Source organism: Streptomyces sp. NPDC059853 (assembly GCF_042731495.1).
In the GTDB taxonomy this organism is placed as follows: Bacteria; Actinomycetota; Actinomycetes; order Streptomycetales; family Streptomycetaceae; genus Streptomyces.
The window spans coordinates 17,390-42,648 of record NZ_JBHWJL010000004.1 but is presented as its reverse complement, the minus strand read 5'-3'; the positions used below and the strand labels follow the sequence as shown (position 1 = coordinate 42,648).

The 25,259-nt window shown below is 71.9% G+C and carries 28 protein-coding genes; 3 read left to right on the top strand and 25 right to left on the bottom strand.

From position 1 onward, the window contains the following. Positions 1-56: 56 nt before the first annotated feature. The 15 genes from ACFV5N_RS00995 to ACFV5N_RS00925 form a co-directional block, all read right to left on the bottom strand. On the bottom strand, positions 57-719 hold the full coding sequence (locus ACFV5N_RS00995) for a hypothetical protein (protein WP_385592351.1): 663 nt from the start codon (positions 717-719) through the stop codon (positions 57-59). 202 nt (positions 720-921) lie between these two features. Beyond that, the gene (locus ACFV5N_RS00990) at positions 922-1,212 is read right to left on the bottom strand and encodes a hypothetical protein (protein WP_385592349.1); all 291 of its coding nucleotides are present in this window, start codon (positions 1,210-1,212) and stop codon (positions 922-924) included. Further along, complete coding sequence (locus ACFV5N_RS00985) at positions 1,209-1,403, bottom strand: hypothetical protein (RefSeq protein ID WP_385592347.1); 195 nt, start codon at positions 1,401-1,403, stop codon at positions 1,209-1,211. The genes ACFV5N_RS00990 and ACFV5N_RS00985 overlap by 4 nt, the downstream gene beginning before the upstream one ends. Next, a complete protein-coding gene (locus tag ACFV5N_RS00980) occupies positions 1,403-1,591 on the bottom strand; it encodes a hypothetical protein (RefSeq protein ID WP_385592345.1) in 189 nt (62 codons plus the stop codon). Before ACFV5N_RS00980 ends, ACFV5N_RS00985 begins: the two co-directional genes overlap by 1 nt. Further along, entirely contained in the window at positions 1,591-1,995 is a 405-nt protein-coding gene (locus ACFV5N_RS00975; protein ID WP_385592344.1) for a hypothetical protein, read from the bottom strand. The genes ACFV5N_RS00980 and ACFV5N_RS00975 overlap by 1 nt, the downstream gene beginning before the upstream one ends. Positions 1,996-2,123: 128 nt before the next feature. After that, a complete protein-coding gene (locus ACFV5N_RS00970; protein ID WP_385592342.1) occupies positions 2,124-3,368 on the bottom strand; it encodes a helix-turn-helix domain-containing protein in 1,245 nt (414 codons plus the stop codon). A 31-nt stretch (positions 3,369-3,399) separates the two neighbouring features. Then, positions 3,400-3,639, bottom strand: a complete 240-nt coding sequence (locus tag ACFV5N_RS00965; RefSeq protein ID WP_385592340.1) for a hypothetical protein — start codon at positions 3,637-3,639, stop codon at positions 3,400-3,402. After that, positions 3,636-3,935 carry a hypothetical protein gene (locus ACFV5N_RS00960; RefSeq protein WP_385592338.1) on the bottom strand — a complete coding sequence of 100 codons (300 nt, stop codon included), beginning with the start codon at positions 3,933-3,935 and terminating at the stop codon, positions 3,636-3,638. The genes ACFV5N_RS00965 and ACFV5N_RS00960 overlap by 4 nt, the downstream gene beginning before the upstream one ends. After that, a complete protein-coding gene (locus ACFV5N_RS00955; protein ID WP_385592336.1) occupies positions 3,932-4,579 on the bottom strand; it encodes a hypothetical protein in 648 nt (215 codons plus the stop codon). The genes ACFV5N_RS00960 and ACFV5N_RS00955 overlap by 4 nt, the downstream gene beginning before the upstream one ends. Positions 4,580-4,599: 20 nt before the next feature. Beyond that, complete coding sequence (locus ACFV5N_RS00950) at positions 4,600-5,676, bottom strand: N-acetylmuramoyl-L-alanine amidase (protein ID WP_385592334.1); 1,077 nt, start codon at positions 5,674-5,676, stop codon at positions 4,600-4,602. Between the two features lies 1 nt (position 5,677). Then, positions 5,678-7,489, bottom strand: coding sequence for a hypothetical protein (locus ACFV5N_RS00945; protein WP_385592332.1), 1,812 nt, complete (start codon positions 7,487-7,489; stop codon positions 5,678-5,680). Positions 7,490-7,550: 61 nt separating this feature from the next. Next, on the bottom strand, positions 7,551-7,790 hold the full coding sequence (locus ACFV5N_RS00940) for a hypothetical protein (protein ID WP_385592330.1): 240 nt from the start codon (positions 7,788-7,790) through the stop codon (positions 7,551-7,553). A 3-nt stretch (positions 7,791-7,793) separates the two neighbouring features. After that, complete coding sequence (locus tag ACFV5N_RS00935; protein ID WP_385592329.1) at positions 7,794-8,927, bottom strand: hypothetical protein; 1,134 nt, start codon at positions 8,925-8,927, stop codon at positions 7,794-7,796. 7 nt (positions 8,928-8,934) lie between these two features. Further along, on the bottom strand, positions 8,935-10,161 hold the full coding sequence (locus ACFV5N_RS00930) for a hypothetical protein (protein WP_385592327.1): 1,227 nt from the start codon (positions 10,159-10,161) through the stop codon (positions 8,935-8,937). 19 nt (positions 10,162-10,180) lie between these two features. Continuing rightward, positions 10,181-13,570 (bottom strand): hypothetical protein, encoded by a 3,390-nt coding sequence (locus ACFV5N_RS00925; RefSeq protein WP_385592326.1) that lies wholly within the window; start codon positions 13,568-13,570, stop codon positions 10,181-10,183. A 1,083-nt stretch (positions 13,571-14,653) separates the two neighbouring features. Here ACFV5N_RS00925 and ACFV5N_RS00920 point away from each other — a divergent pair. The 3 genes from ACFV5N_RS00920 to ACFV5N_RS00910 are packed head-to-tail and all read left to right on the top strand — an operon-like array spanning position 14,654 to position 16,251. Beyond that, positions 14,654-15,244: a helix-turn-helix domain-containing protein gene (locus ACFV5N_RS00920; protein WP_385592324.1), complete on the top strand. Its 591-nt coding sequence runs from the start codon at positions 14,654-14,656 to the stop codon at positions 15,242-15,244. Between the two features lie 34 nt (positions 15,245-15,278). After that, positions 15,279-15,590, top strand: a complete 312-nt coding sequence (locus ACFV5N_RS00915) for a hypothetical protein (RefSeq protein WP_385592323.1) — start codon at positions 15,279-15,281, stop codon at positions 15,588-15,590. Between the two features lie 46 nt (positions 15,591-15,636). Further along, entirely contained in the window at positions 15,637-16,251 is a 615-nt protein-coding gene (locus ACFV5N_RS00910; RefSeq protein WP_385592321.1) for a hypothetical protein, read from the top strand. Between the two features lie 126 nt (positions 16,252-16,377). Here ACFV5N_RS00910 and ACFV5N_RS00905 read toward each other — a convergent pair whose 3' ends face one another. From ACFV5N_RS00905 to ACFV5N_RS00860, 10 genes are all read right to left on the bottom strand, one after another. Further along, positions 16,378-16,953: a hypothetical protein gene (locus ACFV5N_RS00905; RefSeq protein WP_385592319.1), complete on the bottom strand. Its 576-nt coding sequence runs from the start codon at positions 16,951-16,953 to the stop codon at positions 16,378-16,380. Next, positions 16,950-17,408, bottom strand: coding sequence for a hypothetical protein (locus tag ACFV5N_RS00900; RefSeq protein ID WP_385592317.1), 459 nt, complete (start codon positions 17,406-17,408; stop codon positions 16,950-16,952). The genes ACFV5N_RS00905 and ACFV5N_RS00900 overlap by 4 nt, the downstream gene beginning before the upstream one ends. A 61-nt stretch (positions 17,409-17,469) precedes the next feature. Further along, positions 17,470-17,895: an HK97 gp10 family phage protein gene (locus tag ACFV5N_RS00895; protein ID WP_385592315.1), complete on the bottom strand. Its 426-nt coding sequence runs from the start codon at positions 17,893-17,895 to the stop codon at positions 17,470-17,472. Continuing rightward, positions 17,892-18,032: a hypothetical protein gene (locus ACFV5N_RS00890; RefSeq protein ID WP_385592313.1), complete on the bottom strand. Its 141-nt coding sequence runs from the start codon at positions 18,030-18,032 to the stop codon at positions 17,892-17,894. Before ACFV5N_RS00890 ends, ACFV5N_RS00895 begins: the two co-directional genes overlap by 4 nt. Further along, positions 18,033-18,557: a hypothetical protein gene (locus ACFV5N_RS00885; protein WP_385592311.1), complete on the bottom strand. Its 525-nt coding sequence runs from the start codon at positions 18,555-18,557 to the stop codon at positions 18,033-18,035. Beyond that, positions 18,554-19,399, bottom strand: a complete 846-nt coding sequence (locus tag ACFV5N_RS00880; RefSeq protein WP_385592309.1) for a hypothetical protein — start codon at positions 19,397-19,399, stop codon at positions 18,554-18,556. The genes ACFV5N_RS00885 and ACFV5N_RS00880 overlap by 4 nt, the downstream gene beginning before the upstream one ends. Positions 19,400-19,494: 95 nt before the next feature. After that, positions 19,495-21,483 (bottom strand): hypothetical protein, encoded by a 1,989-nt coding sequence (locus tag ACFV5N_RS00875; protein WP_385592307.1) that lies wholly within the window; start codon positions 21,481-21,483, stop codon positions 19,495-19,497. Positions 21,484-21,486: 3 nt separating this feature from the next. Beyond that, complete coding sequence (locus tag ACFV5N_RS00870) at positions 21,487-21,852, bottom strand: hypothetical protein (protein WP_385592306.1); 366 nt, start codon at positions 21,850-21,852, stop codon at positions 21,487-21,489. Then, complete coding sequence (locus ACFV5N_RS00865) at positions 21,852-23,264, bottom strand: hypothetical protein (RefSeq protein ID WP_385592305.1); 1,413 nt, start codon at positions 23,262-23,264, stop codon at positions 21,852-21,854. The genes ACFV5N_RS00870 and ACFV5N_RS00865 overlap by 1 nt, the downstream gene beginning before the upstream one ends. Before the next feature lie 129 nt (positions 23,265-23,393). Then, complete coding sequence (locus ACFV5N_RS00860; RefSeq protein WP_385592303.1) at positions 23,394-25,202, bottom strand: major capsid protein; 1,809 nt, start codon at positions 25,200-25,202, stop codon at positions 23,394-23,396. Positions 25,203-25,259: the final 57 nt, after the last annotated feature.

The window sequence follows — 25,259 nt, the reverse complement described above, 5'->3', positions numbered from 1 at the left end:
CAGGGCTGTCCTGCCGTGGACGACCGGCTCTGGTGATCAGACATGAACTCCCCCCGTCAGCAGCTCCTGGGCGATCGTCGCCCGCCGTGTGAGGGACTGCGCTGCCCAGTACCGGCTGTGCGCTGCCCCCCACGTGGCGCCTCCGGCGATGCCGCGCTCCAGGCCGGGACCTTGCGCACCCACCCGAGCGCGGCATCCGGACGATGACCCGCCTCTACGAGCTGCACGAGGGCGTAGGCGGCGTCCACCCAGGCCGGCCCGCGCGCAGCTCTCCGCCAGTCGACCACAGCGACGCTGTCACGCGTCACCAGCACATGCGCCGGGCACATGCAGGTGTGCAGCAGGCGAGACCCGCGCAGCCGCTCCAACTCGGGCCGAGTGGTCCAGTCCAACCAGCGGTCCGCGTACTCCGGCACCATCCCCCGAATGGTCGATCCGCACGAACTGCGCAGCACGTCACCCAAACGGGTGACGTCGGGTGATCCGGGCGACAGATCCGCAGGCCGGCCGGGGGCGAGCGCCGTGGCGACGAGATCCCACGCGCCGACCATGGCCCGCCACTTCAGCGCCGGCACGTGCTCCAGCTCCAGCGCCGCGACCGCAGCCTCCGCACGCAGAGCCTCCCGGCCGCGCTGGTCCCCGATCCGCGCGCCGCGCACCAGCACGCTCTCCGTCCAGGTGTCCACGACGACCGCCAGGGCGCCGTCCACGTCCGGCACGTCCCGCACACCCCGCACAGGGCCAGTGCGCGCCTCGACCGCCCGCTGGATCGCCGGATGCACATCCGCCCAGCGAGACCTCGTGGTCACCCCCACGAGATCACCGCCGCGACGAGCAGGATCAGCGCCGCGCAGAGCATCCCGAGCGGCACAGCTCCCAGAGCGACCCGCAGCACCTGGCGATACGTCCACGGCCGCCTGCTCACCGGATCCCCCTCCGCATCGCCACGGCCAGGGCCTCCGCCGGAGTCCGATACCGGCACACGGGGGCGTCCGCAGGCGCCGTGTGCCCGTCCAGCAGCCGGCACAGCTGCGTGTGCAGCACCTCGGCGCCAGCAGGCGTCAGCAGCAGCACAGCCTCCACCGTCTCCTCTCCGTCCGCCGTCTTCTCGCCGTCCGGGCCGGCGAGGAGCAGCACCGGCAGCTCCAGCAGCTCACCCACCCGCCGGGCCGGCACGCCCGCCCGCCGCGTCATCTCTGGCCTGTCCGTCACCGCATCCCCCCGTGGTAGGTGATCCGGCCAGGGCCGGACTCTGTGACCTCGCTGATCGGCCGGACCCTGTGCCGGGCCCGGCAGGTCCCGCAGGCGTAGATACCGCCAGCCGCGCTCGATCCCCGCTCGATCACGCCGATGAGGACCAGGTCCTCGTCGGCGTCGCACCAGCGGCACTCTGCTCTGGTCATCACCGGGCCGCCCCCGCCCGCTGCTCGGCCGCGCTGTCGATCGCGGCCTGCACCTCCTCGATGCCTGCGGCGAGGACGTGCCAGCCGCAGGACCTGACGATCCGCTCCTCGCCGACGACGATGACGATGACCTCGACCACGCCAGGGGCCGGGCACATGGCACACGGAGGCGCCTCCACGGCGAGCATCAGACCACCTGCCCGAGCAGCGCCTGGAGCAGCTCGTCGGGATCCACCAGGAGGCCGCTGCCGTCGGGGGGCTGCACCCAGTAGATCCCGGGCGGCCCGGTCCGGTGCGGCGCGGGCAGCTGGAGGTAGCGCGGGGCGCCCATCGGCTCGGTGTCGCGCGCGGACCAGGTCGCCGCCGTGCCCACAGGCACGAGCGCGTACAGCGCGCCGAGGGGGTCCTGGGCGATGGGCCCGGGTGGGAGCGGGCTGGTGCCCGCAGGGATACGCACTGCGTCCCAGCAGACGCCCAGCGGCAGTATGGCCTGCCCGGCGGACGCGAGCCACCGCAGGCGCCCCTCGGGGTCACGGCAGGCGGACACCAGCCACTCGGCCGCTCTCGTCGTGTCGTGCATGGTCGTAGGCACAGCTCGGCACCATCCCCTCGTGTAGCTGTCGGTGAGGTGATGATGCCGAGCTGTGACCGGCACGACCGCACAGATTGTGCGGATGATTCCGCGTCAGCAACCTTGACAGGCCGCTGCGATGCCGCTAATTACACGCCTGCCCAGCGGGCCAGGCCGGCGATCGAGTCGTCCGCCCCGCGGTCCAGCCGCAGCAGCGCACCAGCCGTCGCCCGCACCGTCGGGTGGTGGCGGGTGTGCATCGGCGCGATCCGCCGCGCCTCCAGCAGGCTCCGGTGCGTCCCCGCCCGGTCGCCCTCCGCCAACTTGGCCGCCGCCACGTCGATGTGATGGTGGCTCGCGCGCTCGGCCGCCAGGCCGTCCGGCAGCTCCCACTCGTCCACGCCCTGCTCGCTGCCCCACTCCCGGAGTCGTGCGAGAGCCTGCTCCGTATCGCCCGTGTCGGACAGCACCGAGATCTGGTGGATGCGCACGTTCGCTGGCCCGAACGACATCTCGTAGTGCGTCGTATCCGTCCGCAGGACCTCGGCCCACGTCCCAGCCTCGGCCAGGCGCTCCATCGCCCGATCCGGCTGCCCGTCACGGGCCTCCACGACCGCGAGTTTGAGTAGCACCGCGCCGAGCACCGACATGTGCTCGGGCGACAGCGACAGCTCCGGCGCCATTCGCTCCACCTCGTCGGCCAGGCCCTCCAGTACGGTGCGGGCCGAGCCGAGCGCGCCCATGCGGATCATCGCCCCCGCGCGCAGGTACGCGGCCGTCGCCTGCATCAGCGGGTCGCCGGAGCGGTCCGCCGCCCAGTGCACCCGCTCGCACGCCGTGTAGCTCAGGTCGTGGTAACCGAGCTTGTGCGCGAGGCTGTTGGCCGCCCGGTAGCCGATGGCCAGCTGCCGGAACGCGCGGGCCTGCGGCTGCGGAAGCGCCCGGCGGTCCCGGGCGACCGCTGGAGTCCCGCCCAGCGCCAGGTGCGTCAGCTCCGTCAGCAGCCCCGGCAGCAGCGGCGCCAGCTGCACGTACTGCCCGTCCTGCCGCATCCGCGCGACCTGGTCCATCTCCGCCGTCAACACCTCCAGCGGGCGCGGCTCCAGCACCGCGGCGTCCGGGGTGTCATACGTCAGGAGGATCCGGCGGAGTTCAGGTACGACGCTCAGCTCGCAGTCGGCCGGCTCGGCCGCCCACGGCTGCCCGTGCAGCCGGTCCGGGCCGACGTGGAGAACGCGCGCCAGCTGCGTGACGACGGCCGGCGGCGGGACTCGGTCGCCCCGCTCGTACTTCTCCAGCGCGCTGACCGAGATGGCCACGCGGTCAGCCAGTGCCCGCACGGTGAGCTGCCGCAGCTTGCGGTATTTCCGGATGTTTTGCCCGAGTGTGCTCATGGATGGTGCCCCCAGCGGTGAGATCCTGCCCTCAGCGTAGGGACGCCATATGTCGGACGGTAGACGCGCCCGTGAATCCGCCGGCGCGGGAGCGCCCGCCGGTGCGACACACCCGGCGTTCCAGGGCTCGGATCCGCTGCTCGTACCGGCCCTCCTCCAACTGCACGGACAGCCGCAGCAGCAGATCGGACTGCCTGCGCACCTCGCCGTAGATCTGCGCGGCGCTGATGTACACGCTCCCCGGCTCCTGGCCGTCGTCGGGCGGGCTCACCGCGGTCTCTCTTCCACTCGCTTCGCGCTGTCTGTGCGGGGCGGCTCGGCGTCGTCCGGCGGCCGGACCCAGCCCAGGAGGACGCCGGCCGCGCGGCGCAGACGCGCGTACCCGATCCGGGACGCGTACCGCTCCAACTGCACGAAGGCGGCGAAGTACGCGGCAGACACCGCGACCTGGACGGCGGCCGTCACCTCGGCGTCGTCCAGGTCCAGGCCGATGCGGGCGGCGCCGCTGATGACCGCGCCAGCGATCACCGGCACGAAGAAGCGCATGAACGACACGAAGAACGTCATCCGGAGGCTCCTCCGTTGGCGATGGTGGTGGTGAGCGCTTCCAGACGCTCGTACTTCTCGGCCGTGCTGTGGCCGTCCCACTGGCCTGGCCCGGCTGGCACGTGCGTCAGGAGGTCCAGGTCTCGGGGTGCGATGTGCCATGACGCCTGACCGGTCGGCAGCTCCACGTCCAGCACAGCCCATCCGGGCCTCTCTGGGTCGCCCCCATCACGCAGACGTGACGGGTACAGCGCAGCAAGATGCGCGAGGAGATGAGTCCGCTCGCGGTACACAGCCGTCAGCTGCGCAGACGTCGGGGCTGGCTCTCCCGTCTCGATGATGGCGAGAGCCTCCGCCCAGTCCCCTCGGAACAGCACCGCGCGGTCGTCTACGTAGGCGACGCTCGGGAGCTTGCGGCTGGTCACCAGCAGCTGGCCTTGTACGGACCAGAACGGCCGACCGTCATCCAGCACGCACTCGAAGCCGTGCCCGTCCAGCCACTCCGCGACCTGTCCAGCATCCCGCGCCGTGTGGATGACGACCGCGTACCGGGTCATCAGGTCGCGGAGCGCGTCCAGGGCGCCGGGCACGGGCGGGTCGTACATGGAGCCGTCAGCCCATCCCCGGGTGTACGAGTGGACGACGCCGTCGAAGTCGACGGCCACGGTCTGCACCCGCGCCGTCGTCATGACGCACCCGGCCAGTACAGGGCCTCCGCGCGGGCGGACTCCACGGTGACCGGATCCTCGCCGTGGTGCTGGACCTCGACGCGCAGCCGGCCCTTCTTCGCAGCCGGCACATGCCCGGTCCACGCGTGGACGAAGTGACCCTTCCCGGCGTCGTTCACGGGCGAGCTGGTAGGCATCGCCGACACCCGCACGTACCTGCCGTCCTCCTCCCGGTACCGCGCCACCCGCACCTTGAACTCCTGGCCGTGCGCCAGACCGGCGACGGTCAGGCCGACAGAGATGGAGTACGCGCACGGGCCGAGCAGCACAGACGGCTCCGGGTCCTTGTCGCGCCACGCCCCTTCCCAGACCCGCGTCCAGTTCAGCGTGGTCCATGTGTTGGGCTGGATAGTGCGCTCGTAGCCGTTGGTCTCCAGCACGATGCGCTGCGGCATGTCGTCCTCCTCGGGGGGTGTCCAGTCGGGGGTGTGTCTGAGGCGGGCCGCGACCCGGGCCCGGATGTCGGCCATCGACACGCCGGGGCCGAGCGGGTCGATCTTCCCGGGCTGCCACTCCGAGTGCCCGATGACGGAGGTGTCGCCGGAGCGGCCCCAGCCGTGCGCGCGCAGCAGCGCGGCCGACGCCCGTACCGCGGCCTCGACCTGGGCGGCGGGCCAAGGGTCCCGGTTGTCGCCGAGGTTGATGCATTCGAAGCCGTAGAAGTGCGGGTTGCCGTCGGTGTCCGCCTTGGTGTCGGGCGGCAGGGGCCGCTCGGCCTGCACGGCCTGGAGGACGGCGCTGTCGCCCCGGCCCGCGTGGTTGGCGCGGCCGTGCCCGACCAGGTGGACGACGCCGGCCTTGTCGATCACCGCGTGGCACAACGGCCCCGGCAGGTCGGAGCGGCCGGAGTAGCACAGCTCGACGGAGGAGGCGGTGCCGGACGTCACCGTGTGATGGATCATCACGCCGTGCACCGGCCCCCAGGCGCCAGCGGAATTACGGTTATGGGTGCGCCAGCCCTTGTACTCGACAACGCGCACCCCCTCGGCCTTCAGTGCCGCCAGAACGCGTGCAGCGGATAGCGGATTTGCCATGTCAGGTCAGCCCCGGTCGGTAGTGCAAATTCCTGAATTTCCCTCGGAATGGGACGGCGGAACTCCCAGGAAGAGACTCCTCTTTCTCGACCCAGAAATAGCCGCCCCGGTGGGTGGTGTCCGCAGCGGTCACGGTATACGACTGGCCGTTCGCCGCCGTCCGTGTCCACCGGATGCTCGTCGGCGTCACCACAAGCTCGTAGGATGACCAGGCGTTGACGGCTGGCTCCGGCGTCGCGATCTCCGCCAGCGTGGAAAATTCGCCGTCGACCCAGATACCGATGCCAATATCTCCAGTGGCCCTCTGCCACGCCCGATAGCAATTCAGCGACTGAGCAGGGAAACCCTCCGGATTGACCGCCGGATCGTCCGCAGGCCACTGATACGGCTCCTCGTCCGTCTCCGACCCGAACAGAATACTGAGCTTGTTGCGGCGCACCCGGTTGACGGTGAGAAACTTCGACTCGACCTCAATTCGATACTCCTGCGGATCCCAGACCGGGCAGTACCAGCCCGCGAGCGCCGCCGGAGAGCCGAATTGCCGACCGAAATCCGGGGGCAACACCAACCCCTGCACGTTTTCCGGCTGCGGGGAGGTGGGCGGTACGCCCTGGGTGTAGCCGCGGACCTGCGGGCCGATCACGGATCGCCGGTCGGTCGCATGCGTCAGCTGGCCGACGCCGAACCGGCGGTGCGTCCACGGGTCCCACGTCATGCGGTAGTCGTGCACGTCCGGGCCCCGGTAGTACACCGGGTCCCCGCCGTACCCGCCGCGGATACCGAGGTCAGCCACGCGCTGCCGGTGCACGTGCCGGGTCGCGCCCCACATCAGGACCTGCACGCCAGCGTCCCGGTACGCGGTGAACACCTCGTCGGCGTAGTACCTGTCCAGGAGCATCCACTGCACGCCCGCGGCCGTTACGTCCGCGACGGGCCACGGCAGCGTCGTCTCGCCCCACTGCGCCGGCTGCGGCGAGGCGAGCGCCGCGACCAAGCCGGAGTTCTGGATGGTGGACACGTCGACGAGGCGGCGGGTCGCGATGATCGCCCAGTCCTGCGCGCAGTGCTGCAACACGGCCCGGATCGCGGCCTGCACCGTCGCCGCAGCGGTCTCGTCCGGCACGTTCGCGGCGGTCACCGCGTGGCAGTGGAGCATCGCGACCGCCCGGCCCCCGATGCGCTCCAGCAGGTCCGTCACCATCATGTGCTGGTAGTTCGGGGCGAGCCACCCGTACCAGCCGCCCCGCCGGTCGCCCCGTGACATGCCCTCAGCTGGGTACGGGTCGTCCGGGTCGCCAGCGTAGGACGTGGCCGAGGCGATCGTGTCCGACGCCAGGATGCTCGCGTGCTGGGTGACGTACAGGCTGCTGCGGGTGTCCGACACGTTGCCGGTCTCGTCGTCGGCGACCCACGCCGTGCCGTCGGCGGTGGCGCACAGCAGCGCGCCCACGATGTCCACCTGGTGCGTGATGCAGTAGTCCACGCCGTAGGGAGAGTTAAAGGGGTGCACCAGCCCGGCCAGCCTGTCGGCGCCGACCACGTCGGGCGCCGGGGGGAGTTGCCCGATGGAGCGGTTGCAGCTGTCGCCGCCTCCGCCTCCGCCACCGGTGGTCGCCAGGCCACCAGACGGGCCGAACGTCATCCCGCCGCCCGGCTCCAGCCGGGCCTGGATACGGCCGGTGCCCGCATCGTAGCCCAGGCCCGGCCCCAGATTGTCGGCCACGCAGGCGGTGATGGCGTCACAGCCCTCCTCCCCACCGTGCTGGATCCCCACCACGTAGGGGTTCAGCGGGCTGCCGTTGCCGCTGACCACGATCGGGCCGGACCCCTCCACGCGGCAGCCGCACGCCGTGGCGCATCCACACCTCGCCATCTCAGGCGCTCCTCTCGTCGGTGCGGGGTCCGCCCTCGTAGCGGGCCCCGCTCTGCTGGCACGTCCACCACTGCCGGCCCTCCTGGTCGTGCTCGACGTGCCACAGCCGGCCGTGCAGGTGGATCACCTGGACGGTGGCGAGGCCGCCGCTGCCGGTCGCGGCCCGGCCGAGGGCCCGCTGCGCGGCGACGGCCGCGCGCTGCGGGCGTTGCGCGGCGCGCTGCCCGGGTACTGCTGGCATCGGCTACTCCCCTCCCAGGGACGTGGCGGGTACGAGGGACACGGCGACCTGCTCCCCGGAGCTGCCCCACGACACCTCGACGTCGCCGACCCGGAACGCCTGGACGGTCTCCATGCAGTAGCCCGCGGTGGACACGTCGATTCGCTCCCCGGCGACCAGTTGCTGCATCGTCACCGGGGCGGTGGCGGCGAGCCGTGAGCCGCTGGGGATGCTGATGCCGGTGGGCGCCGGATACCGGCCGCGCTTGGCCTCCTTGGCCATGTCCAGCAGCTCGGCGTCGTCGGTATCGGTCTCCGAGGTGACCAGCCAGTCGAGCCGCCCATACGGGGTGCCGGTCGCGCCCCAGCCCGCCGTCCGCCCGTCGTCAATGTTGTTGGCGCGCTGGGTGGTGGCCCAGCCGTGCGTGGCGGCGCTCGCCCCGTCGCGGATCACCTCGACGTCTCCGGCGATGTCGGCCAGGCCGAGGCGGGCCTGTGCCGGGGTCGTCTCGTCGGCGGGGCCGCGCAGCAGCAGCGTCCGCCCGACGGTGGTGTACTCCAGCCCCCGTTTGGCGAGTTCCTCCAACACGGTGAGGAGATAGGCCGTCCACACGGAGGTGTTGCTCTCGCCGTCCATCTCGAATCGGGTCGTCGGCCCGTCCTGGCGGACGATGTAGTCGAGCATCCCCGGGTAGTCCGGCGGCACCGACAGCGCGCTGGTGAGGTTGGTGCGGATGATGTGCTCCGCGATCCACTGCACCGGCCCCCGGCGCCGCCCGGCCGCGTCCGCGTTGGCGGTGACGTACCGCAGCAGCGTCGTGTTGACGGTGCGGCCGAGCCACGCGATCACGTCCAGGGCGTCGATCCGGATGGAGTCGCGGGACTCCACGACGGCGGACACCGGGCCCTGCCACACCAGGTCGCGGTCGCGGTAGATCGTCAGCTCATGCACCCACGGGTGGATCGCGCCGAGCTGCGCACAGCACTCCGGCCCGGCGTCGGACTTGGCGACGGTGATGGACGCCTCGCTGATGTCGTTCAGCGACCGGCCCCAGGACACGGAGGTCAGCGAGGAGATGGCGGGGGAGGTGTACGGTCGGCCGCCGCCGCGCCAGTGGATGACGGCGCGGTACTCCTGGGCACACCCGAGGACGCTCACGGCCGGCTCACCCCATGTCCGATCGGGGGACGAGTTGCACGCGGGCCCGCGCGTCCGGCGCGGTGGACGACTCCAGGGACAGGACCTCGACGCAGAAGCCGGACGGGCACGTGAACGTCGGCCACTCGAAGCTGCTGCCCTCGGGCCCGTACAGGGTCGGCGCGGCCGTGGACGTGCCGATCTCCGAGGGGCACTCGACCACCGCGCGCTGCGTGCGGCCGTCCACGGTCAGGACCGACCCGGGCGGCAGGTACGGGATGGTGATGTGCCAGCACGCCGAGCAGGGGTCCGTCACGTCGGCGCAGGGGATTCCCTGCGGGTTGGCCCAGCCTCGGATCACCAGGCGCCGCATCTCGCTCGCGCCGGTCTGCACCTCCACGACCGGGACGGTCTCCAGCCACTGCGGTTGATCGAGGACACCCAGGGAGATCACGGAGCCCTTGAAGGTGTCAACGCCCGTCGGGTAGCACGGGGAGACCGGCATCGGGGGCAGCGGAGGCAGAGGCGGCGGCGGGCACGTCGGATCGTCCAGGCACGGCGGAGGCGGCTGGCACAGGTCGTACACCGCGTCCGGATCCAGGTTGGCGACGACGCCGCCGCCGAGGTCCACCCAGTTCGTGGACGCCGCCAACGGCTCACGGAACACGAAGGGGTTGCCGGCCGCGAGCGCGAACGTGACCGTCGCCAAGATCACGCCGTTGGAGAGCCGCTGAGTCTGCGTGACCTGCGGTGCGTCCAGCAGCCCCACGTCGTAGACGTGCCGCAGCTCCGTATCACTGCCGGTCGGGCAGCAACTGAACATGCACAGCTGGTCGCCCGCGCAGGCCCCGCCGTCGCACGCCCCGCCCAGCAGCGCCGACGACAGCCACTCCAGGCCGTAGGACAGCGCGCAGTCCGAGATGGCGATCATCAGCACCGTGTAGCCGATCTCGCGGTGAGTGCGCCGCAGCACCCCCAATGCCGCGCCGTCCCCGACCAGCTGCACCGGCGAGCGCTCCGTCGTGCCCCGCTCGAATCCGGTGACGGCCAGGCCCATCACGCCCAGCACCCCCGCGGACTGCGGGATCTGCGGGTCGTACCACGGCGCGTCATCCGTCACCGGGTCCCGGTACGGCAGATCGCCGACGGCGCCGGCGATCTCCGGGCACGGCTCGCACGTGACAGGCACGCCCCGCGCCGTGGCGTAGACATGCGCCCGGCCGTTGTTGATGATCTCGACGCCGGCGAGATCCATGTAGCCGCTGTACACCTGCTCACACCCCCGCTGCTCGGGCGATCTGCCCCTGCCAGTGCTGCGCGAGGACCATCGGATCGGACATGTTCGATTTCAGGTGCCAGTGGTTGTTGATGGTCGTGTTGCTGGTGCTGCTGCTCACCGCGCCGCCGATGTGGAGGCCCTGGCGGGCGAGGATGTCCAGCAGGCCCGACTGCTGCACCAGCTCGGCCGCGCGCTCCGGCCGGGTCAGCGGGATCACGACCTCCGGGCCTGCCTCGCCGATCTGCGCGATCATCGGCGAGCGGACGATCGCGCCGTCCGCCAGGCCGATCAGGCTGCCGAGCTTGCCGAGGCCGCCCGTCACCGAGCTGGCGATCGTGGAGCCGATATCGCCGATGGCGCCGGCAACGCGCCCCGGCAGGGCGCTGAACCAGTTCACGATGTTGGAGATCAAGTTGTTGACGGCTGTGCGGACGGAGGAGACGACACCCGATCCGGCGATCGCGGACGCGATGCGCGTACCGACCGTCGCCAGCGCGCCCGCAACCCGTCCCGGCAGCCCGGTGAAGAAGCCGACCACCGTTGCGACGAATCCCTCGACGAGCCCGTAGACCATGCCCGGCAGCCGGCCGAACCAGGACGCGATGCCGCTGATGAGGTCCGGGATGATGCTGTTGCCCACCAGCCGGTCGTACAGCCACTGGAAAACGCCGATGATTCCGTCGACGGCGGCCTCGATCGGCCGCAGGACGGCCTCTACGGCGGATACCAGCAGGTCTAGCGCCCAAACAATGCCCTGGATCACGGGGACTACCACGCCCGCCGACACGAATCCGAGTAGGGCGCCCGTGACCTGGGTGATCGGAACCAGCAGGGCGACGGCGATCTCGATCAGTGGCAGCGCGGCCTCCGTCAGAGAGACGAGGAGCCCGGCCGCATCGGGCAGTACGCCCAGCAGCGGCTCCAGCGCGACGACGACCAGGTCGAGGAGGACCGGCACCAGCGGCATCACCGCGGTGGTGACGGCCAGTAGGGCCGGGATCAGTCCATCCACCAGCTCAGGCACCAGCGCCATGAAGTGCGGCAGGATCGCCGCGACCGCCTCGGCCAGGGCCCCACCGATCTCGGCCGCGACCGGTCCAAGAGCAGCGCCGATCGCGTCGAAGGCACCCGCCAGTTGGGGGAGGATCGGTGCGAGGCTGGACGCGAGGACCTGCACCAGGGGTGCGGCTACCTGCGCGGCGAGGGACAGCGCCGTCGCGAAGGCGCCCCCCACGAGGGCAGCGATCTGACCGACGACCGGCAGCAGGGGCGCGGCGGCGGACAGCACCTCACCGAGCGCAGCGCCGACCGGGCCAAGGGCAGGACCGATCGCGTCGAAGGCTCCCGCCAGGCCGTCCGCCACCGAAATCAGGCCGGGCAGCAGGCCAGAGATCGCCGGGCCGAGGCCGGACACCAGCGAGGCGACGGCAGGGCCGAGGGCCTGGACCACCTGCGTCAGCCCGGGGCCGAGTACGGCGATCAGCTCCTGCGCGGGCCCCGCCACCAGGGAGAATTGGGCGATGAGTGCCGCGAGGAGCGGCCCGACCTGATCGAGCAGGGCGACGGCCGTGTCCGCCACGTCTCCGAAGCTGCCCTCCACCTGGTCTAGGACGACCTCCAGGGCACGGCCGAGCGCCTGGACGACCGACACCAGGCCAGGACCGACGACCTCCGACAGCGGTACGAACGCGGGCGCCAGCTGCCCGATGACGCGCACCAGCTCCAGGAAGACGGGCCCCATGGCGGTGCCGATGGCGTGCAGCCCGGCGAAGACGTTGAGGAGCGTCTCCTGCCCCTCCGCGCTCTTGAAGAACGCGTCGAGCGCAGCAAGGTTGGCGTTGAGCGCGCCGAGGAGATTCTCATTGACCTCGGACGCGGCGGTGAAGACGGTGCGGATGATGCCGCCCACGGACGCCGCGAGCTGCCCCAGCTCCCGGAAGACGATGAGGGCGTCCTCGACCCAGCGGACCGCGTCGCCCGATTCCGCCGCCCGCGACATGAACTCGCCGAACCTCGTCATGAGGTTGGCGAGGGAGTCACCGAACCGCTCGCCGAACGCGTCCTGAACCGCCGCCGAGATCTCGAAAAACCCTGCGATCAGCGGCTGGAGGCCGTCAGCGAAACCACGGGTGGCCTGCGTCGTACCGGCCATGATCGACTCGATCGACGCGATCCCCCGTGCCGACCGCAGGAACTCGGAGACACCCAGAGCAGCGCGGCCGAACTCAGCCGAGATCGCGGTCAGGCCATCCGACAGCGGCCCGGACAGCGCCTCGTACAGGCGGCCGACCTCACCGACCAGCGGCTCGAACATGGCCTGCTGTACGGTCTGCCGGATCTCCGTGAGCTGGTCGCCCAGGCCCCGGAACTCGACGGCCACGTCCGCAGCGGCCGGCGCCAGCCCCTCCAGAGCCGCCTCGAACTTCTCAGCATCGCCGAACAGGGCATCGCCCATGCCCTGAAACCCGACGATGAGCGCACCGAGCGCCGCACCCAGACCAGCCACAGCGGCCGGAGCCGCCGCGAGGATCCCGACCGCTGGCGCCAGCTCAGCAGACAGCGCGGCGATCTGGGCGACCGCCTGGCCGGCAGCGCCGACCAGCGATCCCAGCGCAGCGATCAGGCCACCGACACCGGCCGCCAGCGCACTGACCAGCCCTGTGATCGCCAGGGCCTTGGACAGCGAGGCCAGAGCCGAGCTTGCCGAGCGTGCGGCATCTCCCAGGGCCGCGATCGCCCCGGCGTTCGGTCCGCTCCCGCCCCCCTGATTGCCGCCACCGGGCAGTACCAGCGGTGGCAAGGGCACGGCCCGCAGCGCGGCGGTCAGCTGCCGCGTCAGCGCCGCCGTGTCGATGTCCGTATCGACCCGCACCCGCACCGGCGGCAGCGCCCGCACGCCGCGCTGAAGCGCGGCGTGGAACGCGCGGGGCGAGTCCGGGTCGACGCGCACCTGGACGGGCGGGAGCGCCCGCAGGCCGCGCTGCAACTCCCGCCGCAGGCCGGTCAGGTTGGCGTGGACATCGACCTGGGCGCGCAGCCCGACCAGAGCCCGCTGCACGTCGCGGCGCATCCGGTCGGTGTCGGCCGTGACCGCGACCTGTGCCCGCAGGCCACGCAGCGCCCGCTCGATCTCGCGCCGCACCCCCGCCGTCGGCGCCACGACATCGACCCTGACGCGCAGGCCACGCAGCGCCCGCTCCAGGTCCTGCCGGATCTGGCGTCCCGCGCGGGCCCCGGTATCGCGGAGCTGGCGGCGCAGCGCCGTGTCGAGGGCACGCCCACCGTCGCGGCCCGCGCGGTCCAGCTCGCGGCGCAGCTCGGGGCGGAACGTGCTGAGGTCGGCGACGATTTGTACAGAGGCGCGGCCGTAGGACGGCGTCGTCACGGGGGCACCTCCGGGCACACGGCACCCCGAAGGGGTGCGGCGCCCGGCCCACCAGCCAGTCAGCTACCTGCGGCCAGGGTACGCGCGTGTACGGGCAGCCGGAGATGCTGTCAGGGGCGAGGACTGCGGCGAGCAGCGTTGAGGATGCGGTGCCACGTCGATCGAGATGACGCGTCGCCAGGGCTGGCACGCAGGTGGCGGATCAGCTCGGCGTCGGACGCATGCGGGTGGTCCACGAGGGCCTGACGTGCCAGCTCTAGACGTGGGTCGCCCGCGTATGGCTGGCCACCGGATGCAGACCCAGCGGGACGGCCGCCGCGCTGGCCCCGGTACGGACGGTTGGCTGCGAATTCCTGCATCCGGGAGATCCGCCACTGCGGTCGGCGTCCGCCGCCGGACAACTCCACCCAGGTGTCTGGTCTGGGAAAACCCTCCGGGAGGTCCGTCACCCAGTGGCTGATGGTCGAGGTGTCGGCATGTCCGCAGAGCCTCGCGAACTCAGCCGGGCCGCCGAGATCGTCGGACTGGAGGCCGGGGACCTCTCCGATCGTTCGCCGCCTGCTCAGGTACTCGGCGTACCACTGGCGCCACTGGCTGACCAGCCAGAGCGGCCGAGCCGGCCCCGGCGTGTTGGTGATCCAGTCGGCTGGCGCCGGGTGGCCATTGGTCGCTCTCGCCGCCCAGAGTCGCTCCAGCGACGACACGCTGAGTTCGACCTCCTCCGCCAGCTGGTGCCGAGTCGCCAGCCGAGAGCTATCGCTCGAAGTGTGACCACCCATGTCGGTCAGGCTAGGCGGATTCATAGCCCAAGCCGAGTCGCCGCGCTGCCAGAAAGCCCCGGGCCGCAGCTCACTGCGGTCCGGGGCTACGCCCGGTCTCGCGGGCAGGTGGCGCGCTCCTCCGCTCGCGCGGAGATGAGGGTGCCGACCCTAGCAGGGCACGCCGGCAGCGCCCCGAAGCCCGCGCGGAGGGCGGGGCCTGTCTCTGCTCGGCCGTGCCAGCTCCAACACGTTGGTATAACCGAGTTGTAATCGTTCCTCAGGTTGCGTATAACTGAGTTATACCGACCGAGGGGAGGGCCCGATGACCGACACCATCACCACCACGCAGGCCGCCGCCACTGCCCGCGTCACCGTCGCCACCATTCGCGCATGGTGCCGCACCGGCGTCATCGCCGCCACCAAGACCGCCGGCCGGTGGGTCATCGAGGCCGCCTCCCTCGCCCGCCGCCTCCAGATCGCCCGCGACCGCGCCACCAGCCGGTCCTGGCCCCGCCCCTCCCGGAGCGCCACCTGCGCCCGAGGCACCTGCGGCCACCTGGCCACCGTCGCCTGGGACCGCATCCCCGGCGCCCGTCAGCGGCCCTGCGGCAAGTGCGCCGCCCAGGAAGCCCTCCGCGCCGAGCGGGCCACGGAGGACGCCCGCGCCGCCCAGTACGGCACCGGCCCCCGCGCCACCCAGCCGCAGCTGAACTACCTCGCCCAGCTTGCCGACCGGATCGCGGTCCTCCCCGCGGACTGCCCGCCCCGCACCGACTGGCCGCTGCTGACCCGCTCGGCCGCCAGCCACTGGATCGACACCCTCAAGCGCCTCGCCACCCGCCGCACTACCGGCCGCCGCGCCTTCCGCTGCGAGTGCGCGTCCGGCCGCTACGGCGGCGCCTGCACCTGCTGACCAACCCGACAGCCAAACCCCCGAGAGGACCGACATGAGCGACACCCAGACGCAGCCCGAGGATCTGGCCCCCGAACAGGTGGCCGCCAAGGGCAAGCAGTACGCCTTCGACTGGGACTTCAACGGCGGCTTCGCAGTCGGTCGGCTTCGCGCCGCCGACCTGGAGGAAGCGGTCGAGCTGGCACTGGAGGCCGGCGAGCTGAAGCGCGGCCCGGGGGACTTCGCCGACCCCGAGGCTGCTCTCTACCTCGACGGATACCTGAAAGTTCAGGGCGCCTCCGAGCCGCACGCGAACGGCTGGGCGACGGTCTACGAGCCCGAGGTGATCCAGGCTCACTGCCGGTAGCACGCCGACTCCCACCTGCTGACCAACCGACAACCACCGGAGCACCATGACCGACATCACCGCCCCCGCCGACCGCCTCGCCGAACTCGCCGTCCAGGTCAAGGATGGGGAAGACGCGAAGAAGGAGCGGGCCCGCTTGATCCGCGCCCTCTACGACGCCGACCCGCAGACCTGGACCCAGACCCGCCTCGCCGAGCTGGGCGAGATCAGCCAGGCCGCCGTCTCCAAGCTCGTCCACCAGCCCACCAACTCCACCGTCATGGACAGCAACGATCCTGCCGCCGTCATCGGCCGCTGGTGCGGTGTCCTGATGTTCATTGACGAGGCCCGCACTCGCGGCGCGCGACGGGACGGGCGCACCGCAATCAGCACCGCCTGGGATTTCGTCATGCCCTTCTTCCAGAAATTCCAGATCCCGCCCGCGATCGTGGCAGATTCACAGGTCCGGATCGACCGGGATCTCACCATGCTGCGCAAGCGTGGGCCCGCTGGCACTGCGAAGGCGGCAGACGAGGCGCTGCTGGACGTCTACGGCCACGCCACCACCGATATCGGCTTGGCGCCCATGACCCCCCTCCAGCAGGGCACCGCCAACCTCGCCCTCTGGCACCAGCTCTACACCCTGCGCCGCACCGTCGGCTGGCAGAAGGCGGAGGGCTAGCACCCCCACAGCGGCGGCCCCGCCCTCAATCGGAGGTCGGGGCTGCTGCCGCGCGTCGACCTCAGACCTGATGCGCGAAGGCCCCGACCACCGTGGTAGTCGGGGCCTTCGTCGTGCAACTTCTTCTCAAGAGTCGGCGATCTGGCCCGGCTGGTACACGGCGAGCTGCGCGGCCTGCTGCTCCAACTCGGCGTCGCTGAACCCCGCTGGCCGGGCAGGGCCGTTGACGCTGACCCACTCCGGCGGCGGCGTGAAAATCGTGTGGTCCAGCCGCGCCAGCTCACTCTCCTTCTGGCAGCCAGCCCGTGCCCACGCCAGGATCGACGCGCAGATGCGGTGCGCCGGCGCCGCCCCGGGGTCGAACCCGCGGGTGACGGTCCACGGCTCATACACGCGCCACTGATCCACGGCGATCGCGCACAGCCGGTGCGCCGCCCACCAGGGCATGCCGTAGATGCGCTCGGACAGGCCGAGCGCGACCCGCCAGCACACGCGGTACTGGAGCGGGTCGCGAGGGTCCCGGAGCCGGTCCATCCACTCGTGCCAGTCGTGGTCATCTAGCAGGCCGGGCACGATCTGCGACCACTGCCCGGACGCTGCGATCCCCGCAAGGACGCGGCCGTCGTCGGGCAGCAGGAGCGAATATGCCGTGCCGTTGACCGTGAAGGGGAGCCGGCCCTGGGAGACAGGGCCGAATGTCACGCCGCGGCCGTCTTCTTGGCGGGAGCCTTCCGGGTGCTGGTCTTCTTCGCGGCGGCCTTCTTCACTGCGGCGCGGCGCCCCTCCCGGTTCTGCGCCTGCTCCTCAATCTCCAGCTCAAAGCCCAGCTCATCCTTGAAATGCGCCACGACTTTCCGGAACAGGTCCAGCATGTACAGGATGCCGACCTTCCGGTTCGAAGGGTCCATGATCTGCGCGAGGAGTGCCTCCGCATCGTCCTCGTCGAACATGGCGAGCAGGAGCTGGTGCAGGATCTCGCGGTATTGACGGGTGTCAGTGGCCTGCGCTTGGAGGTCTTCCAACAGCAGCTGCACGCTGTCCTTGGGTCGGTGCGCGGTGTAGACCTTCCCGTCTACCCGGACGGGGACGGTGGGGGCACTGTCCGGGTCGTAGCCCTCGTCGCCGTCGATGATGAAGTCGGTTTCGATGCTGGCCATCGTCTCTCCTGAGCTGGGAAGAATCGTTGCTCCCGGCAGGGTATGTGCGTGTACGCGCCGCTCAACTGCCGCGTGTGACGGGCCAGGGCGACGCCTCCATGAGGGCATCCAGCAGGAACGGGTTGGGGCGCTGCCCTCGGACCTCGGCCGCGAACACGCGCCTGCCGCCGGGGCCGCGCCACGACAGGGCCTTGGCGCGCACGGGCCGGATCGGCCGGCGGGCGGGCCCGTAGATGCCGGTGCCCTCATGCACGTACCGGGCGTACTCCAGCGGCGTGTACACCTCGCCCCGCACCTCGGTGCCGGTGCCGGTCACGGAGGTACGGATCGAGGCGCGCAGCTGCCCGTTGACGACGGGCGCGCGGCGCTGGGCGGCGGCGGCCACGTCGGCGGTGACCTGCCGGACCAGGTCGCCGACGCGACCGTCCACGCCGAGGTCGCGGGCGATCGCGGCCTCGTCCAGGTCGACGCGCACGCGGCTGCTCATCGGCGTGCCCGGGTCGGGGCCTGCTCGATCTGCGCAACCTTGACGTGCCGCCAGGCGGCGACTCCGGCGAGGATCGCCACGATCATGACGAGCCCGCCGATGCCGACGACGAGCACCACAGCAGTGGGTCCGGACATCTACGCCTCCACGGTGATCTGCATGATGGCGCCCGCGCACCCGCCCTGCGGGCCCGTCGGGCGCATGGTGTCCGGCTCAACGCGGAGGTCGGCCAGGGCGTCACAGCAGGCGATGGCCTGCCGCAGCAGCCGCGCGTCGGCGAGCGCCGACAGTGCGTCCGTCTCGCGCTGCTCGCAGTCCGGGGCGGAGCCGTCCGGCCCGGCGACGGCGACGCAGCGGGAGATGCCTGCCTCGATGACGGCGCGCATCCGCCATGCTCCGCACCGGCCGGCGCTGTCGGCGCCGTAGTCCGTGATGGGGTCCAGGCGCACGAGCCGCACCCACGCCTGGCCGCTGCCGTCGCCGCAGTCGCAATCGCACCAGTCGTGCGCGGGCGGGGAGGCGCCCCACACGAGGCAGCAGGCGCAGGCGGGCCGTCCGGCGGCGGTGAGCGTGGCGCACAGGCAGGTGGTGAGGCTGGTCAGGACCGGTCCCCACAGCGGGTCGGCGTCGCCCGGCAGCAACTGCTCGGTGGGGGTGGTCATGGGCGGCCTCCGGGCCGGTAGCGGGTGGCGAGCGGCGGGCCCGGCAGGTCCAGGGAGTACAGCGCGGGCCGGGTCGCCCCGGGCCGCGGGGCGGCGAGCTGCACCCACGCCCACACCTGCGGCAGGTGCATGCGCAGCGTCTCCGGCCAGTCCCCGGGCGGCACGATCTCGTAGGACACGCCCTCTCTCGTGACGGTCTTCACCCCGGCGGGGAGAGCACACCCGCTGGACTTGGTGCACTGCTTGTAGATCTCGCACGCCAGCTGGCCGACGGCGCGCCGCCCGGCTGCCGGCACGTCGCGCCCCATGAGGTAGCGGACAGACATCGTGTCCGGATCGGTGTCCGGACGCGTCATGTCCTGGCAGTCCGGCCAGCACCCGCCGTCTGTCCGGACAAGCCTCCCACCTGCGGGGACACGGTGGACAGTCCACGCGGACACCGGGAGGACATGCCCGGACAGCCGGACCTCCAGCACCTCATGGACGGGCCCCGGCAGGTCGATCGCGCACAGCGGCCGGCACGAGCAGCCCGACCGGCAGCCACACCCGCCGCCGTTGGTCCACCGGCCGCCCGGCCCGAGCGTCGGGGAGAGCAGCCCGCCCGCGCCCCACGCCAGCGCCCCGCCGCGCCCCGAAGAGCACGCCGTGCGGCACGGCCGGATCAGCTCCTCGCACAACCCGTACCGGCCGCCCGTCAGCCGCCACAGCACGTCGGTGGCGATCTCCACCGCCAGGTGGTGCTCCGGCTGCCAGTCGGCCGGGTCCTCCGGCCAGCCGGGGCAGCACGTCAGGTCGACCGGCCACGGCCCGCACGGGCTGTCGTCGTCCCGGACCTCATCCATGTGATGTGCCCCCTGTTGGTGTGATGAGCCCGCCGCCCCGGGGTCCGGAGAGTCCCAGCCCAAGAGCCCGCCCCCGGGGCGGCGGAGATGATGCGTCAGCCGCCCACGGGCACGGTGACGGTCGCCGTCCCCGCCGGGGCCGCCGCGTTGTCCTCGTCGGTCACGGTGACGGTGTAGGTGCCCTCCTCGGCGTACTGGTGGGAGACGGTTCCGTCACCGGGCACGTCGGTGCTCTCCTCGCCGTCGCCCCAGGCCACCGTCACGGGCCCGAACAGGCCGTTGTCGACCGTTGCGACCACCGTCATGCCGGTGGCGTCGTCCGGGTCCTGGGCGAGCGTCACGCCCGGCGCCGGCTGTTCGACCTCGACGGGCACCGTCACCTCGGCAGTGCCGGTGCGGGCCGGATCGTCCTCGTCCGTGGCGGTCACCGTGTAGGTGCCGGCTGCCGCGTAGGTGTGCGTCGCCGATCCGGTGACTCCGGTGTCCTCCTGGCCGTCGCCCCACGTGATGCTCACCGGCCCCTGGCCGTTGTTGTCAACCGCCGCCGTCACAGTCATGCCGGTGGGGTCCGCGTTGTCGCCCGCCACCGTCACGGTGAGCGGTTCCGCCGGCAGATCCATCGGCACCGTCACCGGCACCTGGGTGGCCGCCGCCGGGTCCCCCAGGGACTGCACCCGGATCACGTAGTCCCCGGGCTGCGCGTAGGTGTGCGAGGCCGTGCCGCTCTCCTCCGCCTGCTGCGGAGTGCCGCCCGCGCCCCACGTGATGCTCACCGGCCCGCGCCCGGAGTTGTCGTAGGTGAGGACCACGCTCTGACCCGATGGGTCCTCCGGGTCGACGGCGACGGTGGCGTCCGGGGCCTCCGTCACCGGCACGCGGATCGCCGACCGACCCCGGTAGGTGTTGATGTCGCCACGCCGCACCGTCACCGTGTACACGCCCGGCACGGTGTAGGTGTGCAGCACCGTCACGGTGCCGTCCTCGCCGACGGTCACCTCCTGGACGTCGGAGCCGTCGCCCCAGTCGAGCGTCGCCGTGCGGGCGGCCTGCGGCGGCAGCGTCACCGTCGCCGCCACGGTGTACCGGTTGTCCGGGTCGGGGCCGGTCAGTGTCACCGTCGGCTCATCCGCCGGGATCGGCACGGTGATGTCCCGGGTTGCGGTGACGACCGGGGTTTCCTTGTCGGCGACGCTGATCGTGTAGTCGCCGTCCGTCGTGTAGGTGTGGGTGACCCACGCGCCATCCTGTGCTTCCTGCGGCGCGGAGCCGTCGCCCCAGTTGATGACGACCGGTCCGAAACCGTGGTTGTCGGCCCTCAGGCGCACCGTGCGCCGCGGCGACTCGCCCGGCATGCCCGTGACCTCCAGGTCCGCCGGGTCCGGCGTCGGGCGGTCCACCGGCTGGCACCCGCACTCGGGCTCCGGCGGCCGGATCGACGTCACGAAGAATCGCCGGTGCTTGTCCGGCGCGATCGGCTGGAGCATGGGGGACGGGACGCCGCCCTCGCCTGCCTGCACCGCGTAAGGGCCGCGCCGCCAGCCGTGGCCGAGCTTCGTACTGCCGTTGAAAGTGAACGTGAGCGCGGAGTTGCCGACGTTCAGGTCGCCCTCGGCGCCGCCGATGACCCACGGCAGCAGCAGGTAGCCCCATGAGCCCTGACCACCTCCACCGCTGCACGCGGCGTCGGAGCGCGCGGTCCCGGTCCACACCTCCAGCGCGAACCCCTGGTCGCAGGTCAGGCGGCCCGGGGTGTCCCAACCGATGGTGTTGCCCTGCCAGTCCAGGTACGGCTCATACGTGGGATTGAGGATGTTGACGAGGTCGGGATCGACGGCGCAGAACTCGATCGTGGTGTTGATCCTGGAGATCTGCGTACAGGGGGCCTCCGACACGCACGTCTCGCCCGCGGCGTTAGTCACGGTGATCGACTCCCCCTCCTCGGTCTGCGGAGACATCTGAACCGAGATGAACCCCTTGGACACGACTTGGTTGCAGTCGCCGTACATCGGCCGGCCGCACGGGTCCAGGCGGGTCGCGCGCAGCACGACGCCGCGCACCAGGGACGGGCACTCAATGGCTGGCATCCGTTACTCCTTCGTGCGGCGTCGCTTGCCGCTGCTGGTCTTGCGGGGGGTCGGGTCGGGGACGGTCAGGGCGTCGACGGGGGTCTCGTCGTCGGCGTCGGCCGAGAGGCCCTCGGCCAGCTGGGGCTCGGAAGCATCGGGCGGCGCGTGCTGCCCGCTCCCCTCCGGGATGGAGGGGGCGGCGGTCTCCGGTCCGGGCCCGTCGGCACCGGGCACCGACGGAGCCCCGGGCGGCACGTCCAGGCCGTACCGGGTGCCGCCGGTCACCACCGTGACGCGGTGCCGCTGATCGGCCGGCAGAGCGGCCAGCGTGCGGCGCACCAGCGCGGGCAGACGCTCGCCGGGCTCCGGGTAGATGACGGGCGGCATCAGGGGGTACCTCCGAGGGAGACGAGGACGGCCGCGGTGTAGCAGTCGTGGTCAAGGGCGTAGGTGCGCTCGCTGATCGCCAGCGCACGGTTGGTCGGCGGATCGAACGCCTCGCGGGTGAAGGGCGAGCTGCGGCGGGCGGTGACCGTGCCGGTCGCCAGCAACCAGAACTCGCCACTGGCGGGGGCGGGCGGCAGCGGCGCGCGTGGGTCGTCGTAGTAGCCGCCGCCGAACGCCACCCGGCTCGTGAGGGCGGTGCGCATCATCGGCCCAGCCGGCTCCACGAGGCTGAGGCGCGTCCACGCCGGTTGCGTCCAGCGCGGGGCGTGGAGCGTCGGGGCGCCGGCGTAGTGCAGGGCGGCGTCCTGCTCCAGCGCGCCGAGCGCCACGAGCAGCGGCACCGGGTCCTCGCCGAGTGGCAGTCGGTGCGTGAGCGTCCCCAGGTAGAGCGAAAAGGCTTTCTCGACTTCGCGCTCCTCGATGAGGCGCAGGCGGCTCTCAGCGACGGCTGCCGCCTCGGGGAACCCGACCCGGTTGCACTCGGCACGGGAGTACACCGTGAACGGTGGTGCGCCAGTCACCCAGTCCAGGCCGCCGCCGACCGGCTTGTCATGCGACGAGCCGGCCGGGGTGACCAGCAGCAGATCCTGCGTCAGTGTGCCGCCCGGCAGCGACAGCTGCCCCTCCACCGTGTTGCCGGCGCCCGGGATGCGGAACGTCAACTCGTAGCTGGCGGGCGACGGGTAGACGACCGGCGGCCGGGTCTCGCCCGGAGCGACCGTGCCCCGGTCCACAACCTCCTGAGTGCCGGCATCGTGGACCTCGTAGGTCACCGCGGTCTCGCTGTCCGCCGCCGACGACCACACCACCGGGTAGGCGATCGTCAGGCAGCCCGCGAGAGCCTCCTGACCGGTCGCGTAGGGCACCTCCCAGCCGACCTCGGGGCAGTCCCCGGCGCCGACCGACAGGCGCCACAGCCCGTCGGCCGGTGTCGCCAGCTCGTGCCGCTGGCCGGGCTGGAGCTGCATGCGCATCAGGCCCAGCTCGCCGGGCGGCACGACCTCGACATCGACCGGGCCCGGCAGATGCTCGTCAGCGACCAGCACCACACCCGTGGTGGAGTCCGGGGCGGCCGGCACCACCAGCACCCCGTACCCGCCCGTGCCGTCGCCGCCGCCCGGTGTCGCGGTCAGGACAGCGGTGCGCTCCTCGCCGCCGCCCTCGGGCACCGGGCACGACCCGGGCACCGACCCGCCCTGAGCGCACGCGTCGGTGGGGTACTCGACACCGCCGACCTGCCACCGGCCCTCGCCTGACATGACGCGGGCGACGGACAGCAGGCCGTAGCTGTACGGCTCCAGCGGCGGCGGAGCGACCTCCGCGCGCGGCGCGGCCGGTGTGGGAGTGGACATGAGCGCCTCCGCGCTGGTCGACGGGGCGGCAGCCCGGAGAGGGTGGGAGCGGACACCGCACGCGGCACGCACCGCCGGGGGACGGGCGAGTGCCGCAGCGCTCTCCGGGCCGCCTGATCAGGGGGAGGGTCAGGCCGCGGGCGCGAGCGCTTCCGGCTCCGGGGACGTCACGCAGGTCACGGACTGCACGCCGCCCGACAGGCCGGACGGGCACAGCGGGATGGTGATGACGTAGGAGTCACCGCAGCGCTTGCACACCTGGATGCCTTCCTCGGTGAAGAGGGAGGTGTACATGTTCTGCGAGAGGCTGGCGGCGTCGTACACGCCGTCGAGGCTGATCACGTCAGACTGGAGCTGGAAGAATGCGCCGGCCCGGTACAGCATGATCTTGACCTCAGAGGGCCACACGGTGGGGATCACACCACCGAATCCGGCTTCGTCACCGTCGCTATAGGCGTCCTGCCAGTCGTACACCCACTGCGGAGAGACGCCGACGCTACGCAGGTAGGTGTCCAGCTGGCTGTCGCTGATCGACCACCGGTTATCGACGCCCAGCTTCTTCCTCAAGTCGGACTTGAGGATACCGCGCAGCCAGTACGGGGCGATCATCTCCAGGCTCTCGGTCTGGGACAGCCGCTCCCGGTACCGGTAGTGCTGCACGAGCAGTTCGAGCTGCGACAGCATCGACTCGACCGCGCCGGGGCCGTGCGGGTCGACGACGGCGGCCTGCGGATCCGGCGCGCCTGCGGCTGGCATCGTGACCGCCGTGGACAGGGACTCCATCCGGCTCAGCTTCCACGCGTTCATCTGGTGCGCGTGGATGGCCAGAGCACCCTGCGTGAACTGGGCGATGCGCTCGGGCCAGCCCCGCTCGGACAGGATCGGCGTGCGAAGGCACACGCCGGTCGGGTCGAGGCGGCATTCGATGAAGTCGTCCGGGCACGGGATCTCGAAGCACGGCTTCTCGACTCCGTCGATTGCCTCAGCCTCGGTCTGGTGGAAGCCGATCGACCCCCACAGCGACGCCCAATCGAAGTCCGCCGGATAGCGGATTCCGCCCCGGGGGGCGGTGATCGTCGGCAGCGACACCATGCCCTGATCACTGATCCTGATCGGGCACAGGTCGTACAACGTCTCCGAGGGAGCACACCAACCGCCTGCTGCGGTGAGGCTGCCGCCCTTCAGCCGGGTCTCGTCCGTTGCCAGCCGCATGACCTCCTGGCCGCGCACGTGGTCGGTGGCGTCGTTGATCGTCAGCTCGGCCGGGCTGTGCCGCTGGATCCGCGCGATGGGCACCTGGCGGCGCTCGCGGCCCTTGCTGCCGAGAACGGCCCGCATACGCTCGCCCCAGATCGCGCCGAAGTCGACGAGGCCGTCGAGCTTCAGACCGGCCTGGTAGGTCGAGGCGCCGACGGACACATCGGCGGCGGCGACCAGCGAGTACGTTTCGCGGGCCAGCTCGGTCGTCTCGGCGGGCGGCGGGGTGGACGGCACGCGGCCCAGCGGGATCGGCGCGGGGGAGGGCCGCACAGCCGAGGCGGCCACGGCCTGCGGCGCCGGGGCCGGTTCGGCGGCCACCGGCTCAGCCGGGGCGGGAGCCGGGTCCGTCCCGGTGGGCTCGGCGGCCGGTTCGGTGGCGGGCGGCACCAGGGTGTTGATGCGGGAGGTCACGCTGGCCAGCTGCTCCTGCCGCGCCTCCCTGGCCTGCTCGTGGGCCTGGATGCCGTCGGCGACGACGGCCAGGACCTCGGCGGCGGCGATGTCCTCATCGGAGGTGAGGCCAGCCTCCCGGGCGGCGCCGAAACGGGCCAAGACATCGGCGCTCAGGGCGCCGGTGTCGAGGTCGGCCGCCGAGGTCAGCGCGTCGCGCACGGCGTCGGCGCGCTGGTCCTCGGGCAGGTCAGCGAGGCGGGCAAGTAGATCGGTCAGAAAGCTCATGGGGTCCAGTCCTCAGACAGGGGTCGTCACGAGCTCTCGGTCCACCAACCAGCCAGA

What these genes read in the sequence shown, in the direction of transcription:
- ACFV5N_RS00985 (WP_385592347.1), bottom strand. Translation starts at nt 1,403, where the DNA reads ATGACCAGAGCAGAGTGCCGCTGGTGCGACGCCGACGAGGACCTGGTC.
- ACFV5N_RS00980 (WP_385592345.1), bottom strand. Translation starts at nt 1,591, where the DNA reads ATGCTCGCCGTGGAGGCGCCTCCGTGTGCCATGTGCCCGGCCCCTGGC.
- ACFV5N_RS00970 (WP_385592342.1), bottom strand. Translation starts at nt 3,368, where the DNA reads ATGAGCACACTCGGGCAAAACATCCGGAAATACCGCAAGCTGCGGCAG.
- ACFV5N_RS00960 (WP_385592338.1), bottom strand. Translation starts at nt 3,935, where the DNA reads ATGACGTTCTTCGTGTCGTTCATGCGCTTCTTCGTGCCGGTGATCGCT.
- ACFV5N_RS00950 (WP_385592334.1), bottom strand. Translation starts at nt 5,676, where the DNA reads ATGGCAAATCCGCTATCCGCTGCACGCGTTCTGGCGGCACTGAAGGCC.
- ACFV5N_RS00940 (WP_385592330.1), bottom strand. Translation starts at nt 7,790, where the DNA reads ATGCCAGCAGTACCCGGGCAGCGCGCCGCGCAACGCCCGCAGCGCGCG.
- ACFV5N_RS00930 (WP_385592327.1), bottom strand. Translation starts at nt 10,161, where the DNA reads ATGGATCTCGCCGGCGTCGAGATCATCAACAACGGCCGGGCGCATGTC.
- ACFV5N_RS00920 (WP_385592324.1), top strand. Translation starts at nt 14,654, where the DNA reads ATGACCGACACCATCACCACCACGCAGGCCGCCGCCACTGCCCGCGTC.
- ACFV5N_RS00915 (WP_385592323.1), top strand. Translation starts at nt 15,279, where the DNA reads ATGAGCGACACCCAGACGCAGCCCGAGGATCTGGCCCCCGAACAGGTG.
- ACFV5N_RS00910 (WP_385592321.1), top strand. Translation starts at nt 15,637, where the DNA reads ATGACCGACATCACCGCCCCCGCCGACCGCCTCGCCGAACTCGCCGTC.
- ACFV5N_RS00900 (WP_385592317.1), bottom strand. Translation starts at nt 17,408, where the DNA reads ATGGCCAGCATCGAAACCGACTTCATCATCGACGGCGACGAGGGCTAC.
- ACFV5N_RS00895 (WP_385592315.1), bottom strand. Translation starts at nt 17,895, where the DNA reads ATGAGCAGCCGCGTGCGCGTCGACCTGGACGAGGCCGCGATCGCCCGC.
- ACFV5N_RS00890 (WP_385592313.1), bottom strand. Translation starts at nt 18,032, where the DNA reads ATGTCCGGACCCACTGCTGTGGTGCTCGTCGTCGGCATCGGCGGGCTC.
- ACFV5N_RS00885 (WP_385592311.1), bottom strand. Translation starts at nt 18,557, where the DNA reads ATGACCACCCCCACCGAGCAGTTGCTGCCGGGCGACGCCGACCCGCTG.
- ACFV5N_RS00880 (WP_385592309.1), bottom strand. Translation starts at nt 19,399, where the DNA reads ATGGATGAGGTCCGGGACGACGACAGCCCGTGCGGGCCGTGGCCGGTC.
- ACFV5N_RS00875 (WP_385592307.1), bottom strand. Translation starts at nt 21,483, where the DNA reads ATGCCAGCCATTGAGTGCCCGTCCCTGGTGCGCGGCGTCGTGCTGCGC.
- ACFV5N_RS00870 (WP_385592306.1), bottom strand. Translation starts at nt 21,852, where the DNA reads ATGCCGCCCGTCATCTACCCGGAGCCCGGCGAGCGTCTGCCCGCGCTG.
- ACFV5N_RS00865 (WP_385592305.1), bottom strand. Translation starts at nt 23,264, where the DNA reads ATGTCCACTCCCACACCGGCCGCGCCGCGCGCGGAGGTCGCTCCGCCG.
- ACFV5N_RS00860 (WP_385592303.1), bottom strand. Translation starts at nt 25,202, where the DNA reads ATGAGCTTTCTGACCGATCTACTTGCCCGCCTCGCTGACCTGCCCGAG.